The following is a 12,848-nucleotide window of genomic DNA, read 5'->3' as shown; positions in this document are numbered from 1 at the left end:
TGAGGTCCTTTATGAACTGGAGTCGTCGCGCAGGCTGGGCCCGGCCCCACCGCCGCCGTGATCACCCGAGCGCAGCACGTGCGCCGCGGTCGTGGCTGCATGCGCCGCCTGTTGCCGATGGCGCATGCGCTGCGCCCAGGCCGGCTCCGAGGCAGCGGACGGCGGGCCGCCTGCCTCTGCCGGAACACCGGATGCCGACGCGGCAGCAGGCGCCGCAGCCCGAGCCACGAAGCCGGTCACCCGATCCTTGACCGCCTTGGCGCCGGCAGCCACGCGCTGGCCAGCCGCGCTCGCCCCGGTCTTCGCGACGTTGGCGAGACCCGTGCTAGCAGCGCGAACCGGACCTCCGGCCGAAGCAGCCGCGCCGGCCTGGTAGGCGGCCCTCGCGTCGCTGGTCAGCGATGAGGCCGCACGTCCTGCAGTAGCTGCGCCCCCAATGGCCGTTCGCGCGGCACCCGGCGCCATGCGCGCGCCGGCAGCAACGGCCGAACCCGCGCCCGCCACGGCAGCAGTACCAGCGACGGCCAGCCCGCCCGCGCCGATCGCCGTGCCCGCCGCCGCACCGGCGCCGAGCTGCGGTGCTCCGGACACCAGCCCCGTGGCGATCCCGGGTCCGAAGATGCCCAGCCCCAGCATAGCCAGGGACGCCAACATGACCACCAGCGCATGGTCGATCGAGGGGTCCGCCGCCGGCGCAGCCGTGAACTCGCCGAACAGCCCTGACCCGATCCCCACGATCACCGCCAGCACCAGCACCTTGATGCCCGAGGACACCACGTTGCCCAGCACCTTCTCGGCCAGGAACGAGGTCTTGCTCCAGAGGGCGAAGGGCACCAGCACGAAGCCGGCGAGCGTGGTCAGCTTGAACTCGATCAGCGTGACAAACAGCTGCACCGCCAGCACGAAGAAGGCCACGATCAGCATCAGCCAAGCGAAGAACAGCACGGCGATGGTGTCCAGGTGCGCGAACACCTCTGGGAAGCCCGTCATGGTCCCGATCTGCTCCATGATCGGCCGGCCGGCGTCGATGCCCACCCGCGCCAGGCGCCCGGGCTGCAGCAGCTGGCCCTGGGACAGCGAGGAGCCCGAGGCCTTCAGCCCCAGCCCGGCGAAGGAGTTGAAGACGATCGCCGCCAGCCGGTTGAAATTGCCCAGGATGTAGGCGAAGGCGCCCACGTAGAGCACCTTCCGGATCAGGCGCGCCATCACCTCGTCGCCCTGGCCCGAGGCGTGGCTCATGGCCCAGAACAGGCCCGCCAGCGTCATGTCGATCGCCACCAGGGTGGCCGTGAGGAACGCCACCTCGCCATGGAGCAGTCCGAAGCCCGAGTCGATGTAGCGCGAGAAGACGTCCAGGAAGCGGTCGACGACCCCGACGTCGTTCATGGCGCCCTGTCCCCGGCTGGCGGTGGCGCCGGCTTCACCGGATCGCTCGCATAGGGCGATGGCGAGGGACGCATGAAGCGCTGGCGCGTGGCCTCAGCCACCGCGTTGCACTGCGCATCGCCGACCCTGGCGTGGTCCGCCTTGCAGGCTGCGCGCAGTTCCTTCAGCCGCTCGGGGTTGGCTACCAGCGACTCGACCGATTCAATGCTGTCCACCGGCGAGGACTTCCCACAGGCGGCCAGCGCCAGCACCACAGCGATCACGATAAAGCGCCTTTTCATGCCGTCCTCTTCACGGATTGCCATAGAAGTTCACGGTGTATGGCGTGTACGGCGTGCCGCTGCCCATGAAGCGCCGGCGCACCTCCCGGGCACGCTCCTGCACCGCCACCTGCCGCGCCTGCTCCAGCGCCACGGCGCGGTCCTGGGTGATCCGCAGCTGCTGTGCCTGGATCGACTGCTTGGCCTGCAGCGCCAGCAACTGGTTCGTCGCCTGCATGGCCTGCAGGGCCCCGGCCGCGGACTGGCTCCTGCCGACCACGTCGGCCAGCACGCCCTCGTCCTCGCCCAGGTTCTGGGACACCTGCGCCTGCATCCGCAAGGCGGTCTGCAGGCCGTCGAGCGTGTGCTTCCAACGCTCCCTCGCGTCCTGGGCCATCCGGTCGCCGCTCACCGTGGCGGCGTACTGCTCGGGATACAGTCGCTGGAACTCCCTGTCCATGGCCGCCACGTCGTAGGCCAGCCCCTTGGCCTGGGCGATCAGCCGCTGCGTGGCCGCCAGGTTGCCGCGCAGGCGGCTGACCACGCTGAACGGCAGGCTGGCGAGGTTGCGCGCCTGGTTCATCAGCATCTGCGATTCGTTCTGCAGCTGCTGCACCTGGTTGCTGATCTGCTCGAGCGTGTTGGCCGCCGTCATCATGTTCTGCATGAAGTTGGAGGCGTCGAACACGGTGTCGCCGATGCCGAAGATGGCGTGGGCCGGCTGCACGGCCCCGAGGGCCAGCGCGCCGGCAGCGGCCAGCGCAGCAACACGAGACTTGAGGAAGGACTTGCGTTTCATGGCGCTTTCTCCTGCGGGGTGGAAGGAACGAAGGGAGGTGTCGGAAACGACGGGATGAGATCGGCGGCCCAGTCCAGGCCGCGATGGCGCAGCCAGGCCGAGACGAAGCCGGAGATGCCGGAGGCGGCGAGCACCGCGTCCATGGCGCGCTGGTCCTCGGGCGAGGCCGCCGCCGCGAAGGCCAGCGCCACTGGCCCCAGACCCAGCTCGAAGACGCGGTTGCCCAGGCGCGACTGGTAGTAGTAGTCGCGCTTCGGGGTGGCCGTGGCCACGATCCCGATCTGTCGGGCGTTGAGGCCGAAGCCCTCGTAGATCGTGCGGATCTGCGGCTCGGCGGCCTGCGGGTTGGGCAGGAAGATGCGGCTGGCGCAGCTTTCGATGATGGCCGGCGCGATGGCCGAGTCCTTGATGTCCGCCAGCGACTGCGTGGCGAAGACGATCGACACGTTCTTCTTGCGCAGCGTCTTGAGCCACTGGCGGATGCGTGCGGCGAAGACCGGGTCGTCCAGGAACAGCCACGACTCGTCCAGGATCAACAAGGTCGGTACCCCGTCCAGCCGCTCCTCGAAGCGCGCGAAGAGATAGCGCAGTACCGCCATGACCGCCGCCTTGCTGGGCATCAGTTCCTCCATCTCGAAGGCCTGCACGTCGGCAGTGCCCAGCCGGTCGTGGTCGGCGTCCAGCAGCCGGCCGTGGGCGCCGCCCAGCACATAGGGCGCCAGCGCCTGGCGCAGCGCGTTGGACTGCAGCAGCACGGATAGCCCGGTCATGGTGCGCTGCTCCAGGGGGGCACCAGCCAGACTGCCGAGGGCGGTCCAGACCGCATCCCGCTCGGGCGGTCCGACCGCGACGCCCTCCTGCGCCAGCCGGCCCTCGATCCACTCGGCCGCCCACGTGCGCCAGCCCTCGCGGTCGATGCGCGCCAGCGGCTGGAAGGCCATGTTCCCGTCCGGACCCAGGTCGTAGTGCTCGCCGCCCAGGCCCAGGATGGTCGCCCGGATCGATCGCCCCATATCGAAGGCGAAGATGCGCGAACCCGGATAGCGCCGGAACTGCAGGGCCATCGTCGCCAGCAGCACCGACTTGCCCATGCCGATCGGCCCCACCACCAGCGTGTTGCCGACATCGCCGATGTGCGTCACGAGCCGGAAGGGCGTGGCGCCATCGGTGCGCGTCACGATCAGCGGCGGCCCGTCCAGGTGGGCATTGCGCTCCTGCCCGGCCCACACCGCCGAGACCGGCATCAGGTGCGCCAGGTTGAGCGTCGAGACGATCGGTTGTCGCACATTGGCATAGGCGTTGCCGGGGATGGACGAGAGCCAGGCCTCCACAGCATTCAGCGTCTCGGGGATGGTCACGAAGCCGCGCCCCTGGATCGCCCGCTCGGCCTGGCGCAGCTTCTCGTCGGCCACGGCCGCATCGGCGTCCAGCACCGCCACCGTGGCAGTGACGTAGCCGAAGGCCACCTGGTCGCCACCCAACTCCTGCAGGGCGGCATCGGCGTCCGAGGCCTTGTTGCTGGCGTCGGAGTCCACCAAGGGGGATTCCTGCTGGAAGACGGTCTCGCGCAGCAGGGTCACGATGTTCTTGCGCTTGGCGAACCACTGGCGGCGCAGGCGCACCAGCTCTTTCTCTGCCTCGGCCTTGTCCATGCACAGGAACCGGGTGCACCAGCGGTAGGCGAAGCCCAGGGGGTTCAGGTCGTCCAGGATCCCCGGCCAGGTCGAGGCCGGGAAGCCCCGGACGGTCAGCACCCGCAGGTGCCTGTCCCCCAGCATCGGCGCCAGGCCACCGGTCAGCGGCCGGTCGGCCAGCAGCGCATCCAGGTACATCGGCACCTGGGGCACGGCCACGGGATGCCGCGCCGTCGAGACGCAACCGTGCAGGTAGGCAAGCGTCGCGGCGTCATCGAGCCAGCCGATCTCCGGCATCACGCCTTCGAGCAGGTCCAGGAAGCGCTCGGACTCGACAACAAAAGCCTCCAGCCGCTCGCGCCAGTCGACCCCTTCCACCGGACGGTTCTCGTAGAGCAGCCGCCCCGCCCGCGCGCGCGACTCCTCCGGCGGCAGGTACAGCAGCGTCAGGTGGTAGGCGCTCTCGAAGTGGCTGCCCGCCTCCTCGAAGGCGGCGCGCCGCTCCTCGTCCACGAGCCAGGACAGTGGCTCCGGGAAGGAGGATGACGGATAGTCCGCCGCCTCGCGGCGCTCAGCGCCTACGAAGAGGGCCCAGCCCGATCCGAGCCGACGCAGCGCGTTGTTGAGGCGCGCCGAGGTGGCGACCAGTTCGCCCTGCGTGGCGCTGTCCAGGTCCGGCCCCCGGAAGCGCGCCGTGCGCTGGAAGGCGCCATCCTTGTTCAGCACCACGCCCGGCGCGACCAGCGCGGCCCAGGGCAGCCAGTCGGCCAGCAGCGCGGGGCGGCGACGGTACTCGGCGAGGTTCAGCATATCGGCGTCTCCCCCGCCTCAGATGTCCAGCAGCGCGCGATGCTTGATGTGCCGCGCGAAGACCTGCATGAACTGCGCATCCATGCGCGCACCCCAGACCGCCAGCGCGTGGCCGGCGACCCAGAGCACCACGCCCGGGACCCACAGCTGCAGGCCCAGCCCCACGGCCGCGGCCAGCGTGCCGTTGGCGATCGCCACCGTGCGCGGCGCACCGCCCAGCAGGATGGGCTCGGCCAGGGACCGGTGCAGTGGGATCTCGAACCCCGGCACGACAGCGAGCGCGGTCATACCAGCACCGCCCCGCCCGAGAACGAGAAGAAGGACAGGAAGAAGCTCGAGGCGGCGAACGCGATCGAGAGGCCGAACACGATCTGGATCAGGCGCCGGAAACCCCCGGAGGTATCGCCGAAGGCGAGCGTCAGGCCCGTGGCGATGATGATGATCACCGCGATGATCTTGGCGACCGGCCCCTGGATCGAGTCCAGGATGGACTGCAGCGGCGCCTCCCAGGGCATGCTGGAGCCGGCGGCGTGCGCGGGTGCGGTCATCGCGAGCAGCAGGGCGCCCACCAGGGCCGCCGGCTGAACGGATTTACGGAAAGTCGTCATGTCGGGTTTCCTTCAGAGGAAGACGGTTCAGGCATCGAGGGAGACGCCGGCCCGATCGATGCCTCGAGCCGGTAGCCCTGGCTGTCGTGGCCGGCCACGCGCACGATCTCGCGCACCCGGCGGGCATGGCCCCGGCCGGCGATGAAGACGATGACGTTCACCGCCTCGGCGATCAGCGCCCGCGGCACGGTGACGCTGACCTCCTGCACGAGCTGTTCGAGGCGCACGAGCGCGCCCTGGGCCGAGCCCGCATGCACGGTGGCGATGCCGCCCGGATGGCCCGTGCCCCAGGCCTTGAGCAGGTCCAGGGATTCCGCGCCGCGCACCTCGCCCACCACGATGCGATCCGGCCGCAGCCGCAGCGTGGCACGCACCAGGTCGGCCATGGAACTGACCCCCGGCTCGGTGCGCATGGCCACGTGGTCGTCGCTGCGGCACTGCAGCTCCACCGTGTCCTCGAGGATCAGCACGCGATCGCCCGTGCCCGCGATCTCGTCCAGCAGTGCATTGGCGAGAGTGGTCTTGCCGGTGCTGGTGCCGCCGGCCACCACGATGTTCAGGCGCTCGCGCACGGCTTGGCGCAGGAAGGCGGCCTGGGCCTCAGCCATGATCCCGTCGGCCACGTAGTCCGCCAGGGTCATGATGCGCAGCGCCCGCTTGCGAATGGCGAACGAGGGCGCGCGCACGATGGGCGGCATCGCCCCCATGAAGCGCTCGCCGGTCTCGGGCAGTTCCGCCGACAGCAGCGGCGCGCCCGGATGCACCTCGGCGTGCACGTGTGCGGCGACGACGCGGATGATGCGTTCGGCCACGGGCGGCGGCATCCTGTGGCCCGTGGGCACGCGGCCGCTTTGCAGCCGGTCCACCCAGAGCGACCCGTCCGGGTTCAGCAGCACCTCGACCACGTCCGGGTCCTCCAGCGCGGCGGCGATCTCCGGCCCCATCGCCGTGCGCAGCATGCGGATGCGGCGCCGGGCGGGCTCGCGGTCGGGCACATCCTCGGGGCGCGTCATCCTGCATCCTCCGAGGCGTCCACCGGGCCGACCTCCTCGTGGACTTCCCGCACCAGGCTGCGCCCGCGCTGGATGTGCCGGGCCAACTGCTCGATGAACTGCGCGTAGCGCGCACGGCCCTGGGCGCGCACGGCCTCCTGCTGCTGCTCGGGCACCGGCAGGGCGAGTGTCAGGTAGTGCCGCACGAACAGGGCCACGGTCTCGATCAGGATGCCCTGGTCGCGCTCGAGCCGGTCGAACTGGCGCGACAGGCGGTCCAGGCGCCTGCCCATCGCCGCCTCGCGCTGGTCCATGGCATCGGGCGAGAGGAAGGAAGACAGCGCCGCCGCGATCACCGAGGACTTCGACACGCCCCGGTGCACGGCCACGTCCTCCAGCCGCCTTGCATGCTCGGGCTCGATGAAGATGTTCAGGCGCGCCCGGGTCATAGGGCGATCCCGTCATCCGGGTCCAGCGCGGCCAGCCGTGCGGCGCGCACCTGGCCGCGATCCAGTTGGCGGTCCAGCTCGTGTGGCAGCGGCGGTGCATCCCCCTCGTCGCGCTCGTCGTCCAGCAGGATCAGGTCGCCCGCCTCCGGCTCTTGGACCAGTTCACGGACATCTTCCAGCTCCGGCCTGAGCTGATGGCCACCCTCGTCCGCGAAGCCGCCTGCATCGCTGCCGCCAGCGACTTGCGGAGGCGGAGGAGTCGCGAGGCCGCTCCAGTCGTCGGTCCGGCCGGCGGGCTTGTCCGCATAGGTGCCGGCGACCAGCACGGGCGGCGCCAGCACCCGCCGCGTGAAGTTGCGGTCCTGGTAGTAGCGCAGCTTCCTCGCGCGGATCGGCGGATGGCCGGAAACCATCACCACCGCCTCGTCCGGCGGCAACTGCATCACCTCGCCCGGCGTGAGCAGCGGCCGGGCCGTCTCCTGGCGCGAAACCATCAGGTGGCCCAGCCACGGCGCGAGCCGGTGGCCGGCGTAGTTGCGCTGGGCGCGCAGTTCGGTGGCCGTGCCCAGCGAATCGGAGATGCGCTTGGCCGTGCGCTCGTCGTTGGTGGCGAAGGCGACGCGCACGTGGCAGTTGTCCAGGATCGAATGGTTCGGGCCGTACGCCTTGTCGATCTGGTTCAGGCTCTGCGCGATCAGGAAGGCCCGCAGGCCGTAGCCCGCCATGAAGGCCAGCGCCGACTCGAAGAAGTCCAGCCGGCCCAGGGCCGGAAACTCGTCGAGCATCAAGAGCAGCTTTTGGCGCCGCGCGATGCCGTCCGAACCATCGAGCGACTCGGTCAGGCGCCGGCCGACCTGGTTGAGGATCAGGCGGATCAGCGGCTTCGTGCGGCTGATGTCCGAGGGCGGCACCACCAAGTACAGCGATACCGGGTGTTCGGCGGAGATGAGGTCCGCGATGCGCCAGTCGCAGCGCGAGGTCACCTCAGCCACCGTCGGGTCGCGATACAGGCCGAGGAAGGACATGGCCGTGGACAGCACGCCCGAGCGCTCGTTCTCGCTCTTGTTGAGCACTTCGCGTGCGGCCGATGCCACCACCGGATGTGGACCATCGCCCAGGTGCGGCGTGGTCATCATCCGGTGCAGCGTCACCTCGAAGGGGCAGGCCGGGTCCGACAGGAAATTGGCGACGCCGCGCAGCGTCTTGTCCTCGCCCGCGTACAGCACGTGCAGGATGGCACCCACCAGCAGTGCGTGGCTGGTCTTCTCCCAGTGGTTGCGCCGCTCCAGCGCGCCTTCCGGATCCACCAGGATGTCCGCGATGTTCTGCACGTCGCGCACCTCGTGCACGCTGCGGCGAACTTCCAGCAGCGGGTTGTAGGCGGCCGAGCGCGGATCGGTCGGGTTGAACAGCAGGCAGTGGCTGAAGCGGCTGCGCCAGCCGGCCGTGAGATGCCAGTTCTCGCCCTTGATGTCGTGGATCACGGCCGAGCCGGGCCAGGTGAGCAGCGTGGGCACCACCAGCCCGACGCCCTTGCCCGAACGCGTGGGCGCGAAGGCCAACACGTGCTCGGGGCCGTCATGGCGCAGGTACGTGCACAGCCCGCGGCGCAGCTTTCGGCCCACGCCTTCGATGCGGCCCAGGAAGACCCCGGCATCGCCGGCCAGGCCGGCCTTCTCCACCTCTTCGGCTTCGGCCCAGCAGGCCGAGCCGTAGGTGGTGACCCGCCCGGCGAGCCGTGCCCGCCACACCGCCATGGCGATGGCCGCGGCGGTGGCGGCCAGCCCGCTCGAAGCGGCCGCGATCCCGCCACGCTCGAAAACGCGGGGCGCATAGGCGCCATAGAGGTACCACCATTCGAACAACTTCCATGGCTCGTAGGCCGGCATTCCGAGCACATGGAACCAGGCTGGCCCGAGTCCGGCCTGGTAGCCCAAGGCCCGCGCCGTCCACTGCGTGGCAGCCCACGTGCCGCCCAGCGGCACGCACAGCACCACGATGATCTGTCCGAACAGGATGCCGGTCGCTGATGTCGGCATGAGGCCACCTCCCGAGGCACGTGATTTCCAATGCGCGTGCCACCACGACACGCAGGCACGAGTCTGAAATCAGGCGCCCGCGAGGCACACCCGTCGGGGCGTGGCCTGGCGTACGCCGGCGGGCGCGTCGCTGTTTTGCTTCTTCTCGTGGAGGCGGTGCGCGTGGGAGCGCGGCCAAGTCAGACGGCGGTCAGCATGCCAGCCGACGCGCATCGCGTCCAAGGCTTCTGACGCGAGCCGACATCGCGCCACGGCGATGTGCTGTTACGGCTGATGCAAGGTTCGGGCGTACGCGAGGAATCGCTGGAGCACCTCCGGCAGGGCGGGGTGCCGGTGTTTGTGCAGCACGTAGGTCTTGATGCGTATGTCTTCAGCCAACGGCACGACGACGACATCGGCGCGACGCAGAGTCGTCATGTGGCCGGCATCGGCCACGCCGACACCCAGGCCCGCAGCCACGCGGATGACGTAGCCCACCAGGGTCCGGGCTTCGGCTGCGATAACGGGCCTAGCAGCGTAGTGTCGACGCACAGCGTCCATCTGCTGACGCAGCCCTGGCAGACGGTCGAGGCGGCAGGCGATCATGGGGAAGGCCAGGAGTTCGGAGATCTGCACGACCTCGCGGGTGGCCAGTTCGTGGTCGGGTGGAACCAACGCCACCAAGGGGTAGTCCCAGACCATCTCCTGGGCAATGGCGTCATCTTCCGCAATGCCGAAGGAGAAGCCGACATCGACCTCCTCGCGCCGCAGCGCGGCCAACAGCTCGGACGCAGGCATCTCGGTGATCTCCAGCGGGATGTCGGGCGCCAGTGCGCGCCAGCCGAGAAAGCAATCGGAGAGCCTGGGCTGGGCCATGCCGTCCGCCACGCCGACGCGAAGCGGTGCGCGGTAGCGGGCGTCGGTTTCGCAGACCACCCGTTTGATGCGCTCGAACCGCGTAAAGAGCATGCGGGCATGCTCGAGCAGCTTAGATCCGGCGGGGGTCAGTTTCAGCCTGCGTGGCGCGCGGACGAGGAGCGTGACACCCAGTTGCTCCTCCAGATCGCGCACGGTGCGCGACAGAGGCGTCTGGTCGACGTGCACGCGTTCGGCAGCACGGCGGAAATTCAGCTCCTCCGCGACCGCGATGAAGTAGCGCAGATGTCTTAACTCAATCATCGATGCCGCGAGTCGAATGGACTAGTACGCCAGGAATCGATTCACATATTGCAAAAAGGGCTCAAGCCTTCTTGAAGGAATTCGCTGTATGCCATTTGTCCTCGTAGCCGAATGAGACCGAAGACACCATGAAACGCTCCTGCGGCATCTCTCTATGGAGCCGGCCACCTTCAGGCCGGCACGGTGCCCGCCGCAGGCCCGCTGACGAACACGTCGGCATGGAAGCGCGCGGCCGGCAGGCCCAGCGCCTGCACCGCCGCCTCGCGCACCGACTGCACCATCGCCGGCGAGCCGCAGCAGTACAGCTCGTGCCCCGACAGGTCGGGGCAGTGCGCGCGTAGCGCCGCATCGACCCGGCCGGCGAAGGCGCCCTCGCGCGTCTCTCCGCTGAGCGCCTCGATGAAGCGGAAGTCCTGCGGCCACTGGCGCTGCCACTTCGCGACCGCCGGGCGCAGGTAGATGCCCTCGGCACGGCGGGCGCCCCAGATCAGCGTGATCGGCCGCGCCACGCGCCGGCGCGCCATGTCGTCCAGGATGGATTTGGCTGGCGCGAAGCCGGTGCCACCCACGACGAAGACGATCGGCCGGTCCGCGTCCGCCTCCAGCGTGACGGCGCCGAAGGGCAGCTCGACCTCGATCGCGTCGCCCGGCGCCAGGCTGGGCACGCGCGCGCTGAAGGCGCCGTCGGCCACGTGGCGCACGTGCAGGGTCAGCGTGTCGTTCTCGTGCGGCGGGTTCGCCATCGAATAGCAGCGGGTGCTGCCGTCGGGCAGCGCGAGTTGCAGGTACTGGCCGGCCTGGAAGCGGGCCCGCTGCCCGGCCGGCAGGCGCAGCTGCAACACCGAGACGTCGGGCGCCGCCAGCTGGTTGCGGAACACCTTCGCCGTGAAGCGCTTGCGGGCGGCCGGGTCGACGCGGTGCCAGGCGGCGGGGCGGATGCGCAGGTCGCTGCGCGGCGCGCACATGCACAAGAGCACTTGATCGGGCCCGCAGCTCTCGTTGCGCAGCGGGCCGCCCAGGTTGGCGACCTCGCCCCCGGCCACCGCGCCGGCGCAGTTGCCGCACACGCCCTTGCGGCAGGAGTAGGGCAGCTCGATGCCGGCGCGCAGCGCGGCGTCGAGCACGCTCTGCGCCGGGCCGCAGTCGAAAGCGGCGTCGCTGCCCTCGATGGTGATGCGATGGTTCATGCCGTTCCTTCCTCCACGCCGGCGCTCGTCAGCAGCGCGATGGTGCGCAGCACAGCGCCGGGGTCCGCGATGCCGAGGCCGGCGATGTCCATCGCGCTGCCGTGGCCGACGCTGGACAGCAGCGCCTGCGCGCCGATGGACAGCGCGCTGGCCGCGTTCGGCGCCAGCAGCTTGACGGGGATGTGGCCCTGGTCGTGCAGCATCGCGACGTACAGGTCGTGCCGCCGCTGCGCCAGCAGCAGGTCGGCGCCCAGCGGGCCGTCCACGCGCAGGCCCTCGGCGCGCAGCGCCTGCACGGCCGGCTCGACGTGCTGCGCGTCCTCGGGGCCGAACAGCCCGCCCTCCGAGGCATGCGGGTTGATGCCGAAGACGCCGATGCGCGGATCGGCGACGCCCAGCCGCGCGCAGGCCCGCGCGCCGGCGCGCGCCGCCGCGGCGACCAGTGCGGGCCGCAGCCGGTCCAGCGCGTGCGCCACGCTCTCGTGCAGCGTGGCGTGCACGATGCGCAGGCCGCCGCCGACCAGCATCAGGAACACGCTGTCCTCCGGCTGGCCGCACACGCGCGCGACCAGCGAGGGGTAGCCGCTGAAGGCGATGCCGGCCTGATGGATCGCCGTCTCGTGGTGCGGGCAGGCGACCACGGCGTCGGCCTCGCCGCGCCGGCAGGCCTCGATGGCGGCGCTGGCTGAGGCGACGGCCGAGGCGCCCGCCGCCGGGTCGATGCGGCCGGGCCGGGCTGCCTGCGCGGGCAGCGTGCCGGCGTCCACCGCGGGCTGCCCGCGCAGTAGCGCCTCCAGCCCGAGCTGCGATGCCATGCGCTCCAGCACGGCCGCGGGGCCGTACAGCGTGATGCGCTCGCGTGCATCGGACGGCAGCGCCGCCAGGGCCTTGAGGGCGATCTCCGGCCCGATGCCGTTGGGGTCGCCCACGGCCAGCGCCAGCCGGGGCGGCGCGACGGTCGCAGCCATGGCGTTCACAGCGGCAGGGCCAGCAGCGTGTCCGTCACCGTGCTGTCGCACACCGCGACGCGCGAGCGCAGGCGCAGCCGGCCATCCTGCCGCACCACGCGATCGCGGTAGACGCCGCTGGCGAACAGGTGGGTCTCTCCGGTCGCCATGATGCGCGCCACCATGAAGGGCGTGCGAGCCTCGGCGCCCGTGTCGTCCTGCGCGCCCAGCACCGGGATGCCCAGCAGATGGCGGTAGCGCTGGCGCTCGTAGATGTTGGCCTCGCGCAGCGCGGCGATGCGGTCCTCCAGCATGGCGCGCGAATCGGCGTAGACGATGCCGGCCGGCAGGCCCTCGCGCTCATTCTCCGTGTGCGTGATGCGGTAGTGGCAGTCGTCGGTGAAGAAATCGGCCCACCGCTCCAGCGCATCGCTGTCGATGGTTTCGGCATAGGCCGCGTTGAAGGCGCACAGCGCCAGCAGGTCGATCATGGTGTGCTCTCTCGATGGGCAGGCGCGCTCAGGCGCCCATGTGCTGCCGGTAGGCCTTCCAGAAGCCGCGCACCGAGGCCTCGGTGGC

Annotated in this window: 13 protein-coding genes; all 13 read right to left on the bottom strand. The window is 70.5% G+C overall.

The genetic code is table 11. The features are described 5' to 3' along the window. Positions 1–9 precede the first annotated feature (9 nt). Positions 10–1,386 (bottom strand): P-type conjugative transfer protein TrbL, encoded by a 1,377-nt coding sequence (trbL, locus tag ACIY1X_RS09210; protein WP_304304415.1) that lies wholly within the window; start codon positions 1,384–1,386, stop codon positions 10–12. Beyond that, positions 1,383–1,691 (bottom strand): EexN family lipoprotein, encoded by a 309-nt coding sequence (locus tag ACIY1X_RS09205; protein ID WP_304304417.1) that lies wholly within the window; start codon positions 1,689–1,691, stop codon positions 1,383–1,385. Before ACIY1X_RS09205 ends, trbL begins: the two co-directional genes overlap by 4 nt. Beyond that, entirely contained in the window at positions 1,678–2,445 is a 768-nt protein-coding gene (trbJ, locus tag ACIY1X_RS09200; protein WP_304304419.1) for a P-type conjugative transfer protein TrbJ, read from the bottom strand. The genes ACIY1X_RS09205 and trbJ overlap by 14 nt, the downstream gene beginning before the upstream one ends. Next, the gene (trbE, locus tag ACIY1X_RS09195; RefSeq protein ID WP_304304421.1) at positions 2,442–4,889 is read right to left on the bottom strand and encodes a conjugal transfer protein TrbE; all 2,448 of its coding nucleotides are present in this window, start codon (positions 4,887–4,889) and stop codon (positions 2,442–2,444) included. Before trbE ends, trbJ begins: the two co-directional genes overlap by 4 nt. Positions 4,890–4,907: 18 nt before the next feature. Continuing rightward, entirely contained in the window at positions 4,908–5,177 is a 270-nt protein-coding gene (locus ACIY1X_RS09190; protein WP_294371507.1) for a VirB3 family type IV secretion system protein, read from the bottom strand. After that, positions 5,174–5,497, bottom strand: a complete 324-nt coding sequence (locus tag ACIY1X_RS09185) for a TrbC/VirB2 family protein (RefSeq protein ID WP_294371510.1) — start codon at positions 5,495–5,497, stop codon at positions 5,174–5,176. Before ACIY1X_RS09185 ends, ACIY1X_RS09190 begins: the two co-directional genes overlap by 4 nt. Further along, the gene (gene trbB, locus ACIY1X_RS09180) at positions 5,494–6,510 is read right to left on the bottom strand and encodes a P-type conjugative transfer ATPase TrbB (protein WP_294371512.1); all 1,017 of its coding nucleotides are present in this window, start codon (positions 6,508–6,510) and stop codon (positions 5,494–5,496) included. The genes ACIY1X_RS09185 and trbB overlap by 4 nt, the downstream gene beginning before the upstream one ends. Further along, positions 6,507–6,938: a CopG family transcriptional regulator gene (locus ACIY1X_RS09175; protein WP_294371514.1), complete on the bottom strand. Its 432-nt coding sequence runs from the start codon at positions 6,936–6,938 to the stop codon at positions 6,507–6,509. Before ACIY1X_RS09175 ends, trbB begins: the two co-directional genes overlap by 4 nt. Further along, positions 6,935–8,977, bottom strand: a complete 2,043-nt coding sequence (locus tag ACIY1X_RS09170; RefSeq protein WP_294371517.1) for a conjugal transfer protein TraG — start codon at positions 8,975–8,977, stop codon at positions 6,935–6,937. The genes ACIY1X_RS09175 and ACIY1X_RS09170 overlap by 4 nt, the downstream gene beginning before the upstream one ends. Positions 8,978–9,241: 264 nt before the next feature. Next, the gene (locus ACIY1X_RS09165) at positions 9,242–10,135 is read right to left on the bottom strand and encodes a LysR family transcriptional regulator (RefSeq protein WP_294371520.1); all 894 of its coding nucleotides are present in this window, start codon (positions 10,133–10,135) and stop codon (positions 9,242–9,244) included. Between the two features lie 170 nt (positions 10,136–10,305). Continuing rightward, on the bottom strand, positions 10,306–11,322 hold the full coding sequence (locus ACIY1X_RS09160; protein WP_294371523.1) for a 2Fe-2S iron-sulfur cluster-binding protein: 1,017 nt from the start codon (positions 11,320–11,322) through the stop codon (positions 10,306–10,308). Continuing rightward, entirely contained in the window at positions 11,319–12,290 is a 972-nt protein-coding gene (locus ACIY1X_RS09155) for a PdxA family protein (protein ID WP_399679943.1), read from the bottom strand. The genes ACIY1X_RS09160 and ACIY1X_RS09155 overlap by 4 nt, the downstream gene beginning before the upstream one ends. A 5-nt stretch (positions 12,291–12,295) precedes the next feature. Beyond that, positions 12,296–12,760: a nuclear transport factor 2 family protein gene (locus tag ACIY1X_RS09150; protein WP_137947718.1), complete on the bottom strand. Its 465-nt coding sequence runs from the start codon at positions 12,758–12,760 to the stop codon at positions 12,296–12,298. Positions 12,761–12,848: the final 88 nt, after the last annotated feature.

Origin of the sequence: Xenophilus sp. (genome assembly GCF_044462705.1) — a bacterium.
In the GTDB taxonomy this organism is placed as follows: Bacteria; Pseudomonadota; Gammaproteobacteria; order Burkholderiales; family Burkholderiaceae_C; genus Xenophilus; species Xenophilus azovorans.
Note: the sequence above shows the minus strand (reverse complement) of the source record. Positions and strands in the feature narration are given on the sequence as shown.